Raw genomic sequence first — 20,512 nt, forward strand, 5'->3', positions numbered from 1 at the left:
GTATTAGTTAGCTGCAACTGGCTGTGTTTCTGGGACTGATTCTGGTTTTCGGTTTTCTGACAAACTTTTATACCCTTTTAGCAACGGAAGCATAGCAGACACTACTATTAACAAGCTTCCAGCAAGGGCAGTGCCGTACAACACTCCGATTTCTCTGCCAATCCATCCACCTATTAATATGCCAGCAATTTGAAAAGAGCTGGCTGTCAATCCTAATAAAGAAGATCCACGGCCTTGAAAAGGAGCAGGCGTTGCCTTTAAAAATAAGCTGCTTAAAGGCACATTAATAAAGGCATTAAGTATACCTACCATTATACACCACACATAAATCGGAACAACGCCGTATTCCACTCTTAAAAAATCAAGAGGAATGATAAGCACCATCCAGATGCCAATCGCTGCTGTTCCCGTGAGAAGAATCGTTCCAGGCTTCATTTTCTTTAAAAATAACGGTCCTACAACAGCCGCACCCAAAATAACACCAATCGCAAGTGATGCCTCGATAAATCCGAAATGAAAGGCAGATACTTGGAATGTATTCGTAAGGACAGCAATAAGATTTGTATTCAATACCCCAATGACCAGGGTTATCGGCATCAGAAGAATCAATAAAAATCGAAGCAATGGCATTCTCGTTACTTCACGAATCCCTGATGTAAGGGAGGAAAAGTACTTTTCTGATTGTGCTGGAGTTTTAGAATGAATTTTGCCAAGAGATTTTAGTGTGAGGATAAACATAGCTGAGAGGGCAAAGGTAGCTGCGTCAATGGCAAAAATCATATCAAAATTTTTCGATACCATTAATAGGGCGCCTATTGAAGGACCAATGATATCCATTGCTGCCCTGGTGGACTGTGACAGGGAAGTAGCTTCCTGGATTTTATCTTCTCCGACAAGCTCAGGAATGGAAGATGCCCGGGCGGGGTCAAACAATGCTGAGCCCAGACCCTGAAATGCAATTAAGACAATTAATGCCAGAGCAGAGCCGTGGAATGGAATCATCAGCAGAACGATAGCCATCCGGTAAAGGTCCGCTGCAGTCATTAACCATTTACGATTGTATTTATCGGCCAATGGTCCAAGAAAAATCCCAAAAAATGCTGTCGGCAGAAGCTGTGCAAAAATGACAAGCCCGATTGCAAGAGGATCTTTTGAAAGTGTTGCAACTAGATAGACAATTGCCACTCTGGTGATACCGTCGCCCAGCTGTGAAATAATCTGTCCAAGCCAAAAGCGAAAATAGTTAGGATTTTTTAATATTTGAAACATGTCATCACCCTTTAAGAAAATATTTTATCGTTAAAATTATTTTTAATGATAAAATTAATTTTAATGAAATGATTACCAAATGTAAAGAGCGAATTTTCACTATTTATGTCGATTCGAAAAATAGGCAGGAAAGATCGACAGATTTATAAAAATGGAATAATTTCCATCCATAAAGCAAACCTTATTAGCATGAAAGTGGAAGATTATTTATCTATGAGGTGCGATGGTTTGAAAATAAACAGCTTGAAAGAGCCGAGATTGATTGTCTTTGCTCTCGTTATCCTGGCAGGATACCTTTCTCCATTATTTCTTTTACAGGAAAATGCCCACATACGCGTACACGATAATCTGGACTCCAATCTCGCCTGGTATCGTATCCTGGCAAGGAGCGGCGAAATCTTTCGCCGGTCAATGGCATAATACCTCAAATAATCAATGGGCTGCCGCGCAACGCTTTTGGCACGGAACTAAGCGGTATAGTCTGGCTGTATGTATTGTTTCCTACTATGTCCGCCTATGCAATAAGCCAGGCGATTACCAGAATATTTGCCTTTTTAGGCATGTATCTTTTGCTAAAACGGCATCTTCTTACTGATGAAAAGTACGGTCTTATCCGTGTCGGAACAGCGCTTGCCTTTTCGCTGACCCCATTTTGGCCTTCTGGAATGCTAAGTACGCTTGGTATGCCGCTTGCTCTGTGGGCATTTTTGAATGTTCGAAACGGGGACAAGTCATGGAAAAACTATGCGGTTTTTACCCTTTTGCCATTGTATTCAAGTATTGTCCTCGGTTTTTTCTTCTTCCTGGCCGCAATGGGTATTCTCTGGCTGAGTGATATTGTCAGGAAGAGAGGGTGGGGACTGCCTTTATTGTTTTCGATTGTTTATATGTCATCCATTTATATGCTGGTAGAATACCGGCTTGTGTACTCTTTTTTATTTGAGAAGGTGCCAAATAGCAGAGATGAGTATTTCCATACTACATTGCCCTTATGGAGGGCGGTCCGGCTTGTTTTGAAAAATTTCATCCTTGGCCATAACCATGTAATGACTGTTCATGCCCTGTTTATTTTCCCTGCTACACTAATTGCCTTCTACTTTGTTTATTCAAAGAATCTTTGGAAGCAGGAGAAAGTATTTGTTTTTTTATTTGTATTAAATTTTCTTTTATCTACCTGGTACGCATTTTGGTTTTATGAAGGTTGGATTCCAGTTACCAAGCATTTTCACTTTCTGAATACCTTTAATTTTGCAAGGTTTCACTTTTTAAGGCCTCGTTATTTATGCCGGCTTTGCACTTGCACTTAAGATTATTTCTGAACAGAGGGTGAATTTGCAATCCGCCGCTAGGGGCTTTTTGGCTGCCCAAATTGCGTTACTCTGTTTATTTAATGATGAACTTATTTATCAAAATAAACCTACGGTAAAAGAATTTTACGCAGAAGACCTTTTTCGGCAGGTGAAGGATTATATAGGGCAGCCAATGGCGGACTACCGGGTAGCAAGCATAGGCTTGCATCCGGCCATAGCGCAGTATAACGGTTTTTTTACTCTTGATACGTACAACAATTTTTATCCGCTGAGCTATAAGCATCAATTTAGAAAGATAATAAAGAAGGAATTAGCAAGGAATAAGACAATACAAACCTATTTCGATAAATGGGGCGGCCGATGTTATTTATTTTCAGCCGAATTAGGAAAGAATTATATGATAAAAAAAGGTTCTAAGAGACACTTGAAAAACCTTCATATTGATACAGATCTTTTTAAAAAAATGGGCGGACGGTATATTTTTTCAGCCCTGCCGATCGATAATGCTTCGGCCAACAATTTAATCCTTCAAAAGGTTTTCACATCAAAGAATTCAGCCTGGAGGATATATCTATACAAGGCATCGTAAACAGCAGGAGGTTAGCAGTAAATGATGGAACCGAATTTAACCATTGTGGTGCCATGCTACAATGAGGAAGAGGTATTACCTGAGACTATTGAACAGCTCGGACAGCTATTATCGGAGATGATTTCCGAAGGCATGATATCAAACAGAAGCAAAATCCTTTTTGTCGATGATGGAAGTATGGATAAAACATGGGAGAAAATCTATAAGGAAAGCCTTCGGAACAACCTGGTGCGTGGGTTGAAATTATCTCGCAATGTCGGCCATCAAAATGCGCTTTTGGCTGGCTTGTTTACTGCAAAGGAAAATTCAGACTGCATCATATCGATTGATGCAGACCTGCAGGATGATATCAGAGTGATACGGGAATTTGTTGGAAAATTCAAAGATGGATATGAGGTAGTTTTTGGTGTTCGCCGTGGCAGAGAAACAGACACGGTTTTCAAACGGTGGACAGCCCAGGGATTTTATAAATTGATGGGAATAATGGGCGTGGAGTTAATTTATAATCATGCCGACTTCCGTTTAATGAGCAAGAGGGCTGTTGAAGAGCTTGAAAATTTTAAGGAAGTAAACATGTTTCTTCGCGGGATAGTGCCTTTAATTGGTTTCCGGTCGGACACTGTGTACTATGACCGTCTGGAAAGGCAGGCTGGAGAGACAAAATATCCGCTCAGAAAGATGCTTGCGTTTGCATTTGATGGAATTACCTCCTTTTCTGTCACCCCAATCAGGCTGGTGCTGCTGATTGGCTTTGTTTCTTTTTTTGCAAGTATAGTATTCGGCATCTATTTCCTGACATTGAAACTTATGGGCAGCACCCAGACAGGCTGGACTTCTTTAATTACCTCCATCTGGCTGATCGGGGGACTTCAACTGATTGCCATCGGCTTGATTGGAGAATATGTTGGGAAAATTTATAAAGAGTCTAAGCACAGGCCAAATATATTATAGAGATTGATACCTTTAATATTCTCGGACAGAAAACTGTACAGGCGGAGAGTAGAATGTTTACTTCTGGACATTTAGATCTGTCGGAAATAAAATAATTTTTCTTCATTAAAAGAGCCTCTGGAAAAAATCCAGAAGCTTTTTTACTTACTTTTTTTGTGGTACAAGCACGATTCTCTGAATAAAGATTTATAAACAGGCTTTATTTGCAGTAAGGGAGAGAATCGAATGAGTGTATTCATCAGTTATATTCTATTGGGTCTGACGCTGGCTGCTCCCATCGGGCCAATTAATGCCGCACAAATAGACAGGGGCATTAGGCATGGCTTTTGGCATTCATGGCTGATTGGAGTTGGAGCCATGGCAGCAGATGTCATCTATATGCTGATTGTATATGTAGGTGTTGTAAATTTCATTGATACACCTTTTGTGAAAACATTTTTATTATCCTTTGGCTGCTTTGTCCTGCTTTATACGGGGATTGAGACAATCATGAAAGCCTCTGAAGTGACCCTGGACCAAAGGCGGAAAAACGAACCGTTAATTCGATCGTTTATGTCTGGTTTCTTAATGTCTATTTCCAACCCGCTGACGATTTTATTCTGGCTTGGAATCTATGGCTCGGTATTGGCAAGAACAGCTGCTTCGTATGGACATAAGCAGCTAATCATATACAGTACGGCTATTTTAATTGGCTTATTAATATGGGATTTGACGATGGCGAGTATCGCCAGCACATTTAAACGATTTTTAACCTCTGGCTTAGTTATCTTTATTTCTGTTTTGTCGGGTATATCTCTGATCGGATTTGGTATTTATTTTGGCATTCAGGCTGTTAAGGTTTTACTTAACTAAAATAATTTCTGTATTAAGGCTGGTGACTTTTCACCGGCCTTATTTTGTCTTTCTGATTTTTAAAAAAGGCTGTGGCGATAAATATTCTTAGTTATAAAAGTTGTCGTAATGAAAGTCCTATAAAGTGGCACAATATGAAAAGGATGCACGAAACGAAATAAATCTTTAACTCAAATATTGCTTAATCACTCGGGCCATACATGGGAAGTCTTTTATAAACACTTTTTAAGGAAGGGGTTTTAGCGATGCTATCCGCTCAACAGCTATCCGAAATTCAGTCGAGATTGCTTCAGGAGAAAAAGGAGCTTAATCAACATCTGGAGGACAATGAAAACTTTGGTTTCAACCAGGATTTTGTTCATGGATCAATGGGGGAACTATCCAGTTATGATAATCATCCAGCCGATGATGCCACTGAATTATACGAACGGGAAAAAGATATCGCTCTAAGGGAACACTATAAGCTGCAATTAAGGAATATCGATCATGCCCTGGAAACCATTGATAATGGAAAATATGGGAAGTGTGAAGTATGCGGAAGGGATATTCCAGCAGAACGGCTGGAGGCCTTGCCGACAACGGTATATTGTAAAGAGCATAGCCCTGATCAGGTGGTCTCGCATAAACGCCCGATTGAAGAAGGCGTTCTCATGCCCGATTTTGGAAAGTTTGATTTGGATGAAAAGCATGAGAATGTTGCGTACGACGCTGAAGATACATGGCAGGAGGTCGCAGAGTTCGGAACTTCAGAAACACCTTCCGATTTAGCGTACCCGAATAGCCAATATAATGATATTTATGATGAATCCGATGAAAATATTGGCTTTGTGGAGGACTATGAAAACTTTGTAGGCAATGATATGTATGGGAACAATATTACCGTTTATCCCAACCCCCAGCATGAAAAATATGAACAATCACTGGATGAAGAAGGTATTATGACAAGCTATGGTGATTTACCGGGATATGAACATGATGCATATGTTGATAACGATTAAATTAGGGTATTAAATAAAGAAAACAGCTTCAATCGAAGCTGTTTTCTCATCATTTTCAGCAAATTAGCTTATTTTTCTTCCGAATTTTGCTTTTTTGAGTGGTCGATTATTGCGCTAATGTCCCCTTCTGCATATACATCACTTACTTGTTCATGAGTAGTGGCCAATCCAGAGGAGAGCGTGTCTTCTGCATTATAATCGTCGGCCTTGAAGTTCCGTCCTGCTAGTTTTGTTGAATCTTTAGGTGTTTTTTGTTCCATCGTGTAACACTCCTTTTGGAAAGATATATTGGTTCATAAAGTATTTTCCACAAATCATTAATTATTACTCATTTTACAAAGTAAACTTTATTGAAGATTAAGGAGATGACTTAATGAAAGAGGAAAATAATATTCCAGCACGAGAGAATTTAGATCAGGCCTTTCATCAGCTGCAGGATCAAATCACTAGAATCACGGTAAAAGAAGAAGAAGAAATGATGAAGGAAAACAATCAGGATTAGTGGCGGTCTGTTTCTTATATATAAAGAAGTTTGAACAGAGCAACATAGTTTGATAAGCGTAAGTTTGTTGCTCTAGACTCACCTATATCCCATTTGATATGATTTCAGAGGACTTTTAGAAGTGATTGAAACTATGCGGGCAATAAGGCTGCCGCATTTTTTATGAGGTGTTGAAATGAGAGAATCACTAGCTAAAAAGATAGCCTGGATCAGCGTCTTTAGCAATATTATCTTAACCTTGGGGAAAATTCTTATCGGCCACTACGGAAAGAGTGATGCCGTATTTGCTGACGGTATTCACTCCGCAGCAGATGTCTTTGCCTCAATTATTGTTCTTTTGGTAATCAAGATAGCCAATAAGCCTGCTGATGAGGAACATCCATATGGACACGGGAAGGCGGAAGTAATTGTTTCCGGAATCGTCGGTATCCTGTTACTGCTTGTATCCTTTTATGTTGTATATGAAGGAATCAGTGGATTCTTCCACCCGATTGAAATACCAAGTTTCATGGCTATGTGGGTGGCCATCTTTTCGTATGGGGCAAAGATGCTCTTATACCGCTCTTCATTAAAGGTGGCAAAACAGCAAAACAGCAAGGCGATTGAAGCCATCGCCTTTGACCATAAAGCTGATATTGTTGCGTCCATTGCAGCTGCTATTGGTGTTCTGTTCTCTATTGCTGGTAACCGCTTTAATATTCCTTTCCTTTTATATGGGGATAAGATTGCGAGTATCTTTGTAGCTTATTTAATTTTTAAAATAGCAAAAGAAATGCTGACAGAGGCCTTTGATATCCTGCTTGAGCGCAGTATTAATACTAATACTCTTCAGGATTACATATCGGTTATTTCCGAATTTGAGGAAGTACGCAGAATTGATCGTATCAGGGCACGTGAACACGGCCATTATGTGCTCGTTGATTTAAGGATTTCAATTGACCATTTTAAAACGATCAAAGAAGGCCATGATCTTTCGAAGTCGATAAAGGACAAGCTTATTTCCAAATATGACAATATTGATGAAGTATTAATTCACCTTAATCCTTTCTTTCCCGAAAAATAGTTAAAAACAGGTTTGAGATTTAATGAATTAGGGTTTATGATAAGGTTGGATTGTTATTTCAAAGGAGTTGATATTTTTGAGTTATTCGATAGACCCGGACCCTGAAAGGCGGGGGGAAGTCAAGATTATCTTTGAATGGATCGATTTGATTTCTGCAAGAATATCAGCTCTTGATAAGATAAGGTAGGACGGCTTCCTCTAAGAATGTGATGAGGAGGTTTTAACATGATCGAAATTTTTAAAAGCAGTACTGATCGGCAGTTGGAAAAGATCGAGCAGGTAACCAAAGGATGCTGGGTGAATATGTATGCCCCAACAGAAGCAGAGATAATGAAGGTTGCCGAAGACACGCAAATTTCTGTCGACTTTATTAAAGATGCCCTGGATGATGAAGAACGTCCGCGGATTGAAAGGGATAACGGCCATGTTTACATCATCGTTGACTTTCCGTATATTACACATGATGATTCCGGCTTCCCTATTTATGAGACCATTCCAATTGGGATTGTCCTTACTAATGACTGCATTATTACTGTTTCATTAAAAGATACGCCGATCCTGGCCATTTTAAAACAAATAAAGTAAAGGAATTCTTTACTTTTAAAAAGACGCGTTTCGCGCTGCAAATCCTTTATGTCATCTCGATGTACTATCTTCGTTATTTAAAACAAATTAACAAGAAGACGAATGAAATTGAACGTGAATTGCATCAGTCAATGAAAAATAAAGAGCTTTATGCCTTTTTGGCATTAGAAAAAAGCCTTGTCTACTTTACGACATCGCTCAGGTCAAATAAAGTGGTACTCGATAAGATTCTCCGCTTTAATTATATAAAAATGTATGATGAGGATAAGGATCTTCTCGAAGATGTCATCATTGAAAAACACAGGCCATCGAAATGGCGGAAACCTACAGCTCCATCCTGAGCGGGATGATGGATGCTTTTGCTTCGATCATTTCGAATAACCTAAACATCGTAATGAAATTTTTGACGTCAATTACCATTATCCTTTCATTTCCGACGATGGTGGCCAGCTTTTACGGAATGAACGTCAACATCCCGTTTCAGCACAGCCCACACGCCTTTTTAATCACGTTATTATTCGCATTATTTTTAACAAGCTTAACCGCCTTTATTTTTTGGAAAAAGAAATACTTTTAGTATGCCAGCCTTCAATAGGCTGGTTTTTTGCATTCTATTAACAGAAAACAAGCTTTATTAACAAAAAAGGGTGGATAAAACCCCTTATCCACACCCTGTTTTTCCAAAAAAACCATTTATCCACAAAAGATAAAGAAATAGGCTGTAAATTAATAACTGACCGGAATTTCTTTTATCTTAATTGTACGAGGATTTAGAGATATAATTATACTATTAAGAAAATTATTGGAAATGGGGAAAGAATATGAAAATTCCGCAAAGAGTTAGCCTAGTAACAATTGGTGCAGTGAATTTACCGAATCTGCGTACTTTTTATCAGAAATTAGGCTGGGGAGAAACTGAAATCAGTTCAGATAACTATGCCGCTTTCACAACTGCGGGGGTCATTCTATCTTTATTCCCACTTGAAGAACTCGCAAAGGATGCAGGGGTCAAATTGGAGAAGAAAGAGGATACATACACAGCCATGACACTTGCTATTAATGTAGACAAGCCAGAGCAGGTAGATGAGTGCATGAAAATGGTGGAGGAAGCCGGCGGGCGAGTGCTCCGGAAACCAAGTGATGCATTTTGGGGCGGAAGGACAGCTTATTTTGCTGACCCCGAGAATAATCTTTGGGAAATTGCCTGGAACCCAAGCTCCGTATTTGATGAAAGAGGCGCGATGATTTCATTTTAAAAAAGTCCATATCAGCGTTAAGGGTTTAATTACAAGGGGAGCTATACATGTTTTCATGGGAAAAAGAGAGAATATAGAAGTAGGTGAACAGTATGGTTTTTGCTATCCGCATGTAAGGATGCAGAGGCTTTTGTTAATTTCACAGGGATTGTTTCTGGAATAGAGGTATGGTTAATGCATTTATTGCTTGCAGTAATAGTAGGGATTGCTGTTTTTTTTAAAGCCGATTGGCGAAATTGGCGTGTTTTCCACCCAACCTTATTTTATATTTCATACTGCAATTTGCTTTACGATATTATATGCAAAAAGCATTATTTATGGAAATATCATCCGGATTTTCTACTGAATCATATTATTACAGACATTGTTTATTCTATATGGATTCTTCCTTGTACAGTGCTTTTATATATTTCAAATTATCCAAACCAGGAAAGTTTTAAAAAAAAGCTTATTTATATTTTAAAATGGATCATCCTTTCACTCGCAGTAGAATTGGTATTCTTAAAAATGGGCAGGCTGCTGCTATTAAATGGATATAAATTTTGGATGGAGCCATTCTTTTATTTTTTAATGTATACAATGGTGCGCCTACATCATAGCAGGCCAATCATGACTTATGGATTTTCAGCAATAATCATAATGTTTTTCATATGGGTTTTCCATGTGCCGATTCGCTAATAAAAATGTGTTCTGACAGAAGACAGCCTGCCAGGTGCGAATTGTTTGCCGTTGGAGAGTTAAAAAACAAAGTCATATAAAAGTGAAAAAACAGTGGAAGATTCATGAATCCACTGTTTTTTATTTTTTATTCAAATAAGTCTGATAATTATACAATTAATTTACAAATTTACCATGTGTGATTTACAAAATAACCACACTGGATTTACATACCAATTATATAATCATATTGCACTAGTAAATTGAAACATTATGGATGTAAAGAAATATTTTTCCGAAAAATATGTTAGTACTATTAATATTTAATAAAATTTGCCTAGGAGGAAAGTTATGAAAAAGACAGTATCGAGTTTAATTATTGCGGGTTTGATTGTTAATGCTGTACCTACTATTCTTCCAATTAACACAGCTAGTGCTGCCAAAATTACTACTGCTGCCAAAATTAAAACTACAGCTAATGCGAAGATCGTTGCTGGACAAAAAAATATCAATCTGAACGGCGTTAATGGAAAATTATCTTCTATCGTTTATAAAGGCAAAACGCTTTATTCCGTAAAAGAAATCGCAGCAGCATTTAAAGTGAAATATTTCTATGATAAAAAATCAACGTCATACAAATTATCTGGAAATGGCAAAACGATTTCCTTTAAACAAAATGATTCATTTATGTTAAATGGAAATAAAAAGGTTTCATTATATGCACCTGTAACTTCTTATAAAAATCAAATGTATATCCATTTGGATCCAGTTGTTTTGGGATTAGACGGCGACTATATTTACAATGCAAGTTCCCAGTCATGGTATATCTCCACTAATAAATTGGTAAAAGGTTCTGCTTCTGATGCCAAATGGATTGATGGCTCACGTGTAATGTTCATGAATGAAGTTGGGGAAGATGGATCTACATATTTAATGGACGTCCAAAAGAAGTCATTCAAGCAATTTAATACCACTGAAATGTCTGTATCGCCAGATGGAAAACAAGCCGTTTATACAGATGAAAATGATATGTTGATGCTTGCCGATTTAGTTAATGGAACTACAAGACAGCTAAATAGTGATAATGATGCCTACAAAGCAAACTTTATTTGGTCTGCAGATGGTTCAAAAGTATTCTTCCTTCAGGGAGATACTAGTGCAATCATTTCGTCCGTATCGATCATCGATGGAACAATCACTAAAATTCTTGATGACAAGAAAGACTATAAATCTGATTTAAGAGTTTCCCAGGATGGTAAAAAACTAGTTTATACATTGGGTAATACTGCTGTTACCAAATATACGGACGATGCCAAAACGGATGTTTCCGATATTGATACAACCAATACAGATCCGCAGCTGTTCTTAGCAGATCTTACTGCAAGTACTCTTGCACCTGTCGCAATTACTGCTTCAACTGAAAATAAAAACTTTGCTTCAATCCTTGCTGATGGAAGCGTCATCTACCTTGGCGATAATACTGAAGACGAAAACAAGCTACCGGTCCTTTACAAAATCAGTTCAGACGGAAAAACAGCTTCCACACTGGTTGACGACAAAGAAATCAATTCAGTCCAGGTTTCTGCACAAGGAAACATTTTCATCCTTGTTGAAGAGCAGGATGGAAGTTCTGGCATTTACCAGTTAAACGGTACCAGCCTTGTGAAAAAGGCAACTTTTAAAGATACTATCAGCACTTTTAGCGTTTCTCCTGATGAAACAAAATTTGCACTTACAGTATCAAATGACAATGGTGATCACATCGAAATCTTTAAAAATGGCAATTCAGATCGTTTAACTAAAAATTAATTTAATAAGGAGAGAAAATCATGAAAAAAACATTAAATAAAATTACTCTACTCGTCCTTTCTTTTGCAATGCTTTTAGGATTCACATTTTCAGCAGGTTCAAATGCTTCGGCTGCAACGGTTTCAGGTAAAGTTGTAATCGCAGGTTCAACAGCACTTCTTCCATTGACACAACAGGCAGCGAGCGATTTCAAAAAGAAAAACCGCAAAGTGAGAATTTCTGTTTCTGGTTCTTCTTCCATCGCAGGTCCACAATCAGTATTAAAGGGTTCTGCTACAATTGGTGCATGTGACTGGGATGCGACAACAGATGTACCAGGTTTCAAAGCCTTCAAAGGCTTAGTAGCTCATAAAATCGCTGTTACTACTTTTGCTATTATTGTTAACAAAAGTAATAAGGTGGAAAACTTGACAACAAGCCAATTACAGGAAATTTACTCAGGTAAAATCACAAACTGGAAACAAGTTGGCGGAGCTGACCACGAAATCGTAGTTGTAACGCGTTCTATAGGTTCAGGAACTCGTGTAAACTTCATTAAAAAAGCTTTAAATGGCGAAGATATAAACGACAAAGGTTCTAATGTTGTAAAAGCTGGCAAAAGTGGCGAAATGGTAACAAAAGTTGCGGAAAACGAATATGCAATTGGTTATGTAGACCTTCCATATGTAAAAGGCAATATCAAAGCAGTTGAATATAACGGTGTTGCTGCTACTACTGCAAACGTTAAGAACGGCAAGTATCCAGTCTGGGAATATGGCTACGTATTAACTAAGCAAAACCCTTCAGCTGCAGACAAAGCGTTTATCTCTTACCTGCAAAGCGCAACTTTCCAAAAGAAAACAGCTGCAAAATTAAAATTCATTCCGCTTGGTGACATGAAAAAGTAAACCAAATGGAACGGCCAGACTTAATCATCGATTAAGCCTGGTCTTTCATGTGTTTAAATCGGGGGTATCATCATGGAAAAAATCACGGCAAAATCGACAATTCAACCTAAGGACGCAACGCCAATCATAAATTGGCGAAAAAAATTCAAAGTACGTTACCTGCAAAACAGTTTATTTACGTTTTATACACTGGTCAGTGCAGTGTTCCTTGGATTAATCTTATTGTCTATATTAATTTTTATTGGTAAAACGGGGTTTCTCGTATTTAAGGATGTCTCCTTTAAAGAATTTTTCTTCTCTTTGAACTGGTCACCCGAAGAAAATAAATTTGGTGCGGGAGTATTGATAATAGGTACGTTTGCACTTACGGGACTTACACTGATATTCGCAGTTCCAATTTCACTTATTATTGCCATTTTTACAGCTGAGATAGCACCACCATGGCTGAAAAATGCAATCAGGCCGACCTTGGACTTACTCGTCGGAATTCCTTCTATCGTTTATGGCTATTTGGCCTGACCATTCTGGTACCGCTCATCCGACGGGTTACGGGCGACAGCATCGGTGAAGGGTTATTGGCTGCGGCATTGGTATTAACGATTATGGTTTTGCCTACAATTGCCCGAATAAGTGATGATGCTATCTCAGCTGTTTCAAATGAATATCGCAATGCCAGTTACTCTCTTGGAAGTACAAGGCTGCAAATGATCTTTCAGGTAATCCTTCCAATTGCAAGGCCAGGGATATTTACAGCTATCATACTTGGAATGGCAAGAGCCATTGGAGAAACCATGGCAGTTGTCATGGTAATAGGAAATACCGTAATCCTGCCAAGAAGTCTTTATTCTCCCACTTCAGTACTGACAAGTGATATCGTTTTGGAGATACTTAATGTCCAGTCCGATTCGACCTGGAACTATGCACTTTATATGATGGCATTCCTGCTTCTGTTCATATCGCTATTTTTAATATTTATCATCCGCAAGCTTCGGCCTAAAGGAGTGTAATCATGAGAGAGACAACCTTCTTAGAACGTTCAAAAAAGAAAACTGCCGCAATTTATATGGATAAGCTCTGGACGGCCATTTTCTGGTGTATAACATTTCTCATTCTAGTGTTGATTAGTTGGCTTTTATATAAAATCCTTGGAAAGGGTTTTAAGCATATCTCATGGCATTTTCTTATGGCACTTCCAGAGGAAGTAGATGCCGGCGGTGGCATTGGGCCTTTTTATTCAATTCCTTTTATATATTGTTCATTTCCCTGCTTATATCCATTCCGATAGGATTGGGTGCTGGAATTTACCTGTCCGAGTACGCACCAAACAATCGTTTTACTGAGCTTGTCAGGACTTGTGTCGAAGGGCTTGCTTCTGTTCCATCAATCGTAATCGGCTTGTTCGGCTATGTTATTTTTGTCGATAATCTTGATGTGGGTTTAACCATTCTAGGTGCAGCAATTACGCTAGCAATCCTCAACCTTCCTATTTTGACAAGGGTAACGGAGGAAGCGATCCAAAACGTTCCAAGAGAGCTGCGGGAAGCATCATTCGCGCTTGGGGCAACGAAGGCACAGGGAATTTTAAAAATTGTCCTTCCTGCTGCCCTTAACGGCATATTGACAGGAATCAGCCTGACAGCCTGCCGTGCATTCGGCGAATCAGCAGTCATCCTTTTGGCAGGCGGTACTGGCACATCAGGAGATATGTGGGATTTCAACCTGCTTTCCGAAGGGGGAGCACTGCCCGTCCATCTATGGTATGTCCAATCAGAGGCATTGGTTGCAGATGCAAAACAAGTTGCTGATAAATCTGCTGCCGTCTTAATTTTAATAATACTACTGATCAGTATTAGCATTAGGCTGCCAATCTGGATAAAGAGCTTTGTGACAAGCCGGAAATAACCATCATTTTAAAAAAGGAATTCCTTATACTTCGGAATTCCTTTTTCTATTAACCTGATTTTTAATAGAATGATATTCTTCTAAAATTTTCCCAACCTCAAAACTCGAGATTTCCTTTGCCTCTTTCTGAAAATTTGAAATATACTTTAGCCACAGCGAAAGCGCTGTGCCAAATTTTCAGATTCGAGAGGAGAAACAGAATGAAGAAAAGAAAAGTACTAGGGTCTGCAGTATTAAGCTTAGCAATGGGAATTTCAGTTTTCGCAACAGGGGCTTTCGGCCAGCAGCCGTCCAGCCAGGATTCTTTTCGGGTTTACATTCATGGGGCAAGTTCGGATCAGGCGAAGGCTAAGGCGGCTTATGGGTCCCGCTGGGATTTTGGCAGTGACGGCTTTACAACGACAGTTAATTCAAATCAATATCAAGCACTATTAAAAAATAAAAATATAACAGTTGAAAAGGTTGAAAAGGTTAGCCTTGATTCAAGAGAAAAGGCATCAGCACAAGCTGGAGCGACTGCCACAGCCACAACGCCGACTGACCAGACTCCATGGGGAATTGATGCGATGTATAACGACAGTACGATTAAGAGTACTTCTGGTGGCGATGGAATCAAGGTTGCTGTCCTGGATACAGGCGTATATAAGGATCATATCGATCTTGTTGATAATGTGGAACAATGTAAGGATTTTACACAAACAAGCTCCTCCATGGTTAACGGCAGCTGTAACGATGGGCACGGCCATGGTACCCATGTATCCGGTACTGTTCTTGCGGATGGCGGCTACGATGGATTGGGAATTTACGGGGTTGCCCCGCAGGCAGAATTGTGGCGGATAAAGTACTGACTGACAGTGGTTCAGGATACTCTGATGATATCTCTGCCGGCATCCGCCATGCGGCAGATGAAGGTACAAGGCTTGGGGTAAAAGTTGTCATTTCAATGTCACTTGGTTCAAGTACAAAGGATTCATTGATCGCCAGTGCCGTCGATTATGCCTATAGTAAAGGAGCACTTGTGGTGGCGGCTGCAGGAAACTGCGCCTGGCAGCAATACGATCGGATATCCTGGTGCGCTAACAAATGCTATTGCAGTTGCTGCACTTGAAAATGTGCAGTCAAATGGAACATACCGTGTCGCAGACTTCTCATCACGCGGCAATCCGGCTACTGACGCAGACTATGTCATCCAGGAACGTGATATTGAGCTATCTGCTCCTGGTGCTAATATTTATTCAACAGCAAATAATGGAGGTTATACAACGATGAGCGGCACATCCATGGCCACGCCGCATGTATCAGGCCTTGCTGCAAAGATCTGGTCTTCCAACAAGTCCTGGACAAATGCACAGCTTCGTTCTGAGCTGCAGCGCCGTGCAAAGTTATATGATATTAAAGGCGGCTCAGGAGCAGCTACAGGTGATGATTATGCATCAGGCTTCGGATTTGCGCGTGTAAAATAATATTCTAAAGCTCAAGGCCGTCCTCTTTGTTGGACGGCTTTGTTGTTTACTAGATTTGTAGAGTCTTGATAAAAAGGAAATCCACTATGTAAGCATACTTGATTTAATGTCTATCAATTTAAATTCCACTGACCAGCACCATTTAAATTTTCCCAATATTGATAGCGAGTTATCCCGTTGATTTAGTCTGAATATTTAAAATAAAATAAAAAAGAAGTAGAAAATACCAATTTTAAAATGTGAGAGGAGAACGGTTGATGAAAAAAGAAAAGCAGTTGGGTCCGCACTTTTAAGCTTGGCAATGGGGATTTCAATGTTTGCCACAGGAGCATTTGGGCAGCAAACTGACAAACAAGAGTCTTACAGGGTTTATATTCAAGGTTCAGGAGCTGCCCAGGCAAAAGCAAAAACTGATTATGGAGTGCGTTGGGATTTTGGCAGCAAAGGCTTTACCACAACAGTTAATGCAAGCCAATACCAGGCATTATTAAATAATAAAAACTTATCAATTGAAAAGGTACCTGAGGTAAACGCCGGTCAAGTAATAAAAGAAAAAGCTCAGGGAGGTGGAACGGTAGCAGCGCTCCCGAGCGACCAGACTCCATGGGGAATTCAGGCGATTTATAATGATCCAGCTATTGCAAAAACTTCAGGAGGAACCGGTGTGAAAGTGGCTGTCTTGGATACGGGTGTCCTAAAAACACACCGGGATTTGACTGGAAGCCTTGAACAATGCAAAGACTTCTCACAAATGAAAAGTCCATTAGTAGAGGGAAGCTGTTCAGATGGTAATGGACATGGAACCCATGTATCCGGAACAGTTCTTGCTAATGGCGGTACGGATGGGCTTGGTATTTACGGAGTGGCTCCCGAAGCTAAACTTTGGTCCTATAAAGTGCTGAATGACCGTGGATCAGGTTATTCTGATGATATCGCAAGCGCTATCCAGACAGTCGCAGACCAGGCAACAGCGCTGGGAGTGCATGTGGTGATCTCGATGTCACTTGGATCAAGTACAAAATCTTCATTGATCTCTGATGCGGTTGATTATGCATACGGAAAAGGTGTCCTCGTAGTTGCGGCAGCCGGAAATGATGGATCTGCAGACAATACAATTGGATATCCAGGCGCTCTCGTTAATGCGGTAGCGGTAGCGGCCCTTGAAAATGTTCAGGAAAATGGTACTTATCGTGTTGCCGACTTTTCTTCCCGTGGAAACTCTGCGACAGACGGCGACTATGTGATTCAGGAGCGGGATGTTGAGGTATCTGCACCAGGAAGGGCTATTGAATCCACCTGGAATGACGGCACCTACAATACCATCAGTGGAACATCCATGGCTACTCCGCATGTTTCAGGCCTTGCTGCAAAAATTTGGGCTGCCAACCCTTCCTGGAACAATTCACAGTTGCGTACGGAATTGCAAAACCGTGCAAAGCAGTATGATATCAAAGGCGGCATCAGTGCGGCAGCAGGTGATGATAATGCCTCTGGTTTTGGTTTCGCGCGCGTAAAGTAAACAGTCTTGCGAAGCCATCTGGCCGTGGGCTGGATGGCTTCTGTAAAACTTTTTAGAAAAATCGAAAAATAGGACTTTTAGAATGTTTTAAATTACCAAAATGGTGATAGAGTAATAGAAAAATGGTTGGTGAGTCTATGGAATTTGGTCCATTGATCAAGTATTACAGAACTCAAAAGGACATGACACAAAAGCAGCTTGCCGAAGGAATTTGCTCCGTGCCCCATTTAAGCAAAATTGAGAATAACAGCAAGGAAGCCAATGAGGAAACAATCCAATTGCTATTGGACCGCCTTCAAATAGACATGAAGGAGATTTCGGAAAAAGAGGCACATATTCGGATACTTCTAAAAGCCCTTTTGGAAAAGATTCAATATTATCTTCAAAGGGAAGCGGAAGAAATATTCATCCAATTAAAAGAGATGGACGGGATCATTCCTTTCTCCGCATATATTTATACATACGAGCTATACAAATACAGATACCTGCTTTTCACCGGAAAATTAGACGAGGCAGGAGAGAAAAAGAACTTATTAAACAAACAGAAGAAAAATTTTTCCCAACATGAAAGGTATTTATTCGATTACTATAATGCGATATGGTTAATTATGAAGGGCGATTACAAAAGAGCGGATGAGGCGATGGATAAGCTTGATCTGAATCCAAACCATGAATTTAGTTCTGGTGAAGTGCTATATCATCGTGCGCTGATAAAAAGTGCCCTGGACCAGGCTGGGTATGCTGTTCATTTTGGAAAAATGGCGCTTCAATCCTATATGGACCAGCATAATTTCAAGAGGATTCTGCACACTCTGATGCTGCTAGGGATCAATTATACCCATTCAGAGATTTATGAAGAAGCGATGGCTTGCTTTGAACATCTGAAAAGAAATGCAGAATTCATGCAGGAAACAGAACTGCTTCCGCTCGTTTACCATAATATTGGCTTTTTGCATCAAAAAAAGCGGAATGAAGCCGAAGCGTTGGAATTCTATGATAAGAGTCTGTCACTCCAAACAGGGATTACATTTCATTATCTAGTTACCTTGTATTCAATTGGAGAAATCCACTTTGCAAATAATAATTTTGAAACAGCCAAGGAGTGTTTTTGCAAGCTTTCCTCCTTGTCAAAAGAGTTCGGAGTGAAGAAATACTTCTTACTTGCTGAATTTCATCTTGTTTATCTTGAAGCTCCTGAAAAATCAATTTCCTTCCTAGAGGATAAAGTAATTCCCTTCCTGGAAGATAGCAACGGGAACAAGGAAGATATTATGCGTTTTTATAAACTGCTTTCAGAGCATTATAAACAGCTTGGAGTGTATCAAAAAGCAGTTAAATATTTAAATAAAATCAGTTAAAAGGAGGAAGATAACATGAAGAAAATGCTGCTTATTACCATGTCTGTTTTTGCATTAGGAGTTTTTTCATTCGGGGGGGATGCAGTCCCTGCAAAACAGGTAGCTGACACATCCACAGATACGCCGGATGGCCAACCCAATCCAGCCTCCGGTTTAATAAAAAATTTCCCAACAATCCCTCAGGAATTTATTCCAGGGGGATTGTTTTTATGAGTTTAAAGAATGTTTTACTCTTGCTTTTCTATTATGACAGGAGTACACTTTTATCGAATTCAATATTTATCGGGAGCCTGCGGATGCAGGCTGAGAGTGTGGCTAACCTGCCGCAGACCGTATGAACCTGTTGGGTAATGCCAGCGCAGGGAGAAGCGATGCTGATATTTTCGTTGTTTTGAAAATATTTTTATCTGTCTATTCAAGACACTTTGCCCTGTGCAAGGTGTCTTTTTTCATCGTCAAGGAAATTATAAAATTAAAAGATGTGAATAACTTCTACAAGTTGTATTAATCTAGCTTCAGCACCCAGCCCCTCGGGGTCATAAGCCAAATCACTCCAGAAATCAGGACAAGGAACACTTCGAAAGCATACACATCGCACGAAGGAAAAGCGATAGCTTTTCCGAGGATGACTGCGTGATTCGTCTTATGCCTGTCGGGGCTAACCAGGGCGCTTGCGCCTTTTGTTCTTAAAAAGGAAGAATATCAATAGAAGGGAAGATTTAATAATGAATAATATGAAAATGGCGGAATTACTCGATCGTGTAAGAGAGGTAAATCCTTTAGTACATAATATAACAAATGTGGTTGTAACCAATTTTACGGCAAATGGGCTGCTGGCTCTGGGGGCTTCACCTGTAATGGCCTATGCAAGGGAAGAAGTTGCGGACATGGCAAAAATTGCAGGGGCGCTTGTGCTGAATATTGGCACACTTACCCAGGAAGGTATAGATGCCATGATAATAGCAGGAAAATCGGCGAACGAGCACGGAGTACCTGTTATCTTTGATCCGGTTGGCGCGGGTGCTACTTCATTCAGGACAGAAACATCTCGTAAAATCATGACTGAGGTCAATGTCTCGATTATTAGAGGGAATGCCGCTGAAATTGCGAATGTGGCAGGTGAAGCATGGACGATTAAAGGCGTTGACGCAGGAGAAGGAAACGGGGATGTTATGGCTCTGGCAGTGAAAGCAGCCCACCAGTTCGATACAACAGTCGTTATTACGGGGAAGGAGAGATATCGTTTCTGACGGAAACGCTACTATTATCATAAGAAATGGCCATCCTATTTTAACAAAGGTGACTGGAACAGGCTGCCTGCTGACTTCTGTAATCGGTGCTTTTACAGCCGTGGAAAAGGACTTGAAGCTGGCTGCTTCAGCTGCGCTTGCCAGTTATGGAGTGGCGGCAGAAATCGCAGCCAAAAAAGCAGGAGAAAGAGGCCTGGCAGTTTTCAAATCCAATTTTTAAATGAGCTTTCTAAAATAAAGAATGAGGATGTTATCCAGTTCGCTAGCATCGAGTGCGTATAAAGGGGGCGGC

At 39.9% G+C, this 20,512-nt stretch carries 16 protein-coding genes, 6 pseudogenes and 1 riboswitch; of the genes and pseudogenes, 20 read left to right on the forward strand and 2 right to left on the reverse strand.

All coding sequences use genetic code 11. The annotated features are described in order from the left end of the window. Positions 1–3: 3 nt before the first annotated feature. Positions 4–1,269: an MFS transporter gene (locus tag RCG23_RS16210; protein ID WP_308176560.1), complete on the reverse strand. Its 1,266-nt coding sequence runs from the start codon at positions 1,267–1,269 to the stop codon at positions 4–6. Between the two features lie 213 nt (positions 1,270–1,482). Between RCG23_RS16210 and RCG23_RS16215 the strand changes: the two are divergent. The 4 genes and pseudogenes from RCG23_RS16215 to RCG23_RS16230 all read left to right on the forward strand — a co-directional run bounded on the left by RCG23_RS16215 (position 1,483) and on the right by RCG23_RS16230 (position 5,969). Then, positions 1,483–3,168 (forward strand): annotated as a pseudogene (locus RCG23_RS16215) (DUF6044 family protein). Between the two features lie 21 nt (positions 3,169–3,189). Next, a pseudogene (locus RCG23_RS16220) lies at positions 3,190–4,139 on the forward strand (glycosyltransferase family 2 protein); the annotation flags it as partial. Positions 4,140–4,344: 205 nt separating this feature from the next. After that, positions 4,345–4,971 carry a LysE family transporter gene (locus RCG23_RS16225; protein ID WP_308176561.1) on the forward strand — a complete coding sequence of 209 codons (627 nt, stop codon included), beginning with the start codon at positions 4,345–4,347 and terminating at the stop codon, positions 4,969–4,971. Between the two features lie 245 nt (positions 4,972–5,216). Further along, positions 5,217–5,969: a TraR/DksA C4-type zinc finger protein gene (locus RCG23_RS16230; protein WP_308176562.1), complete on the forward strand. Its 753-nt coding sequence runs from the start codon at positions 5,217–5,219 to the stop codon at positions 5,967–5,969. 68 nt (positions 5,970–6,037) lie between these two features. On the opposite strand, the gene RCG23_RS16235 is transcribed toward RCG23_RS16230, so the two are convergent. Continuing rightward, positions 6,038–6,229, reverse strand: coding sequence for a YozQ family protein (locus RCG23_RS16235; protein ID WP_308176563.1), 192 nt, complete (start codon positions 6,227–6,229; stop codon positions 6,038–6,040). A 113-nt stretch (positions 6,230–6,342) separates the two neighbouring features. On the opposite strand from RCG23_RS16235, the gene RCG23_RS16240 reads away from it, so the two are divergent. The 16 genes and pseudogenes from RCG23_RS16240 to thiM all read left to right on the forward strand — a co-directional run bounded on the left by RCG23_RS16240 (position 6,343) and on the right by thiM (position 20,502). Then, positions 6,343–6,471, forward strand: a complete 129-nt coding sequence (locus RCG23_RS16240) for a hypothetical protein (protein ID WP_308176564.1) — start codon at positions 6,343–6,345, stop codon at positions 6,469–6,471. A 175-nt stretch (positions 6,472–6,646) separates the two neighbouring features. Beyond that, positions 6,647–7,534: a cation diffusion facilitator family transporter gene (locus tag RCG23_RS16245; RefSeq protein WP_308176565.1), complete on the forward strand. Its 888-nt coding sequence runs from the start codon at positions 6,647–6,649 to the stop codon at positions 7,532–7,534. 225 nt (positions 7,535–7,759) lie between these two features. After that, positions 7,760–8,696 (forward strand): annotated as a pseudogene (locus RCG23_RS16250) (magnesium transporter CorA family protein). A 244-nt stretch (positions 8,697–8,940) separates the two neighbouring features. Beyond that, positions 8,941–9,375: a VOC family protein gene (locus RCG23_RS16255; RefSeq protein WP_308176566.1), complete on the forward strand. Its 435-nt coding sequence runs from the start codon at positions 8,941–8,943 to the stop codon at positions 9,373–9,375. A gap of 174 nt (positions 9,376–9,549) precedes the next feature. Further along, positions 9,550–10,053 (forward strand): CBO0543 family protein, encoded by a 504-nt coding sequence (locus RCG23_RS16260; RefSeq protein WP_308176567.1) that lies wholly within the window; start codon positions 9,550–9,552, stop codon positions 10,051–10,053. 330 nt (positions 10,054–10,383) lie between these two features. Beyond that, positions 10,384–11,841, forward strand: a complete 1,458-nt coding sequence (locus RCG23_RS16265; protein WP_308176568.1) for a stalk domain-containing protein — start codon at positions 10,384–10,386, stop codon at positions 11,839–11,841. 20 nt (positions 11,842–11,861) lie between these two features. Beyond that, positions 11,862–12,728, forward strand: a complete 867-nt coding sequence (locus RCG23_RS16270) for a phosphate ABC transporter substrate-binding protein (protein WP_308176569.1) — start codon at positions 11,862–11,864, stop codon at positions 12,726–12,728. Between the two features lie 72 nt (positions 12,729–12,800). After that, positions 12,801–13,247: a hypothetical protein gene (locus tag RCG23_RS16275; protein ID WP_308176570.1), complete on the forward strand. Its 447-nt coding sequence runs from the start codon at positions 12,801–12,803 to the stop codon at positions 13,245–13,247. After that, positions 13,169–13,735: a PstC family ABC transporter permease gene (locus RCG23_RS16280; protein ID WP_308176571.1), complete on the forward strand. Its 567-nt coding sequence runs from the start codon at positions 13,169–13,171 to the stop codon at positions 13,733–13,735. The genes RCG23_RS16275 and RCG23_RS16280 overlap by 79 nt, the downstream gene beginning before the upstream one ends. Before the next feature lie 2 nt (positions 13,736–13,737). Further along, positions 13,738–14,630, forward strand: a pseudogene (gene pstA / locus RCG23_RS16285) (phosphate ABC transporter permease PstA). 566 nt (positions 14,631–15,196) lie between these two features. After that, a pseudogene (locus tag RCG23_RS16290) lies at positions 15,197–15,738 on the forward strand (S8 family serine peptidase). Further along, a complete protein-coding gene (locus tag RCG23_RS16295) occupies positions 15,647–16,093 on the forward strand; it encodes a S8 family serine peptidase (RefSeq protein ID WP_308176572.1) in 447 nt (148 codons plus the stop codon). The pseudogene RCG23_RS16290 and the gene RCG23_RS16295 overlap by 92 nt, the downstream one beginning before the upstream one ends. A gap of 313 nt (positions 16,094–16,406) precedes the next feature. Continuing rightward, entirely contained in the window at positions 16,407–17,612 is a 1,206-nt protein-coding gene (locus RCG23_RS16300; RefSeq protein ID WP_308176573.1) for a S8 family serine peptidase, read from the forward strand. 122 nt (positions 17,613–17,734) lie between these two features. After that, a complete protein-coding gene (locus RCG23_RS16305) occupies positions 17,735–18,970 on the forward strand; it encodes a tetratricopeptide repeat protein (protein ID WP_308176574.1) in 1,236 nt (411 codons plus the stop codon). A 15-nt stretch (positions 18,971–18,985) separates the two neighbouring features. Next, on the forward strand, positions 18,986–19,183 hold the full coding sequence (locus tag RCG23_RS16310; RefSeq protein ID WP_308176575.1) for a hypothetical protein: 198 nt from the start codon (positions 18,986–18,988) through the stop codon (positions 19,181–19,183). 59 nt (positions 19,184–19,242) lie between these two features. Continuing rightward, a riboswitch (TPP riboswitch) is annotated at positions 19,243–19,352 on the forward strand. Between the two features lie 343 nt (positions 19,353–19,695). Further along, a pseudogene (thiM, locus tag RCG23_RS16315) lies at positions 19,696–20,502 on the forward strand (hydroxyethylthiazole kinase). Positions 20,503–20,512: the final 10 nt, after the last annotated feature.

This window comes from Neobacillus sp. PS3-34 (assembly GCF_030915465.1).
In the GTDB taxonomy this organism is placed as follows: Bacteria; Bacillota; Bacilli; order Bacillales; family Cytobacillaceae; genus Neobacillus_A.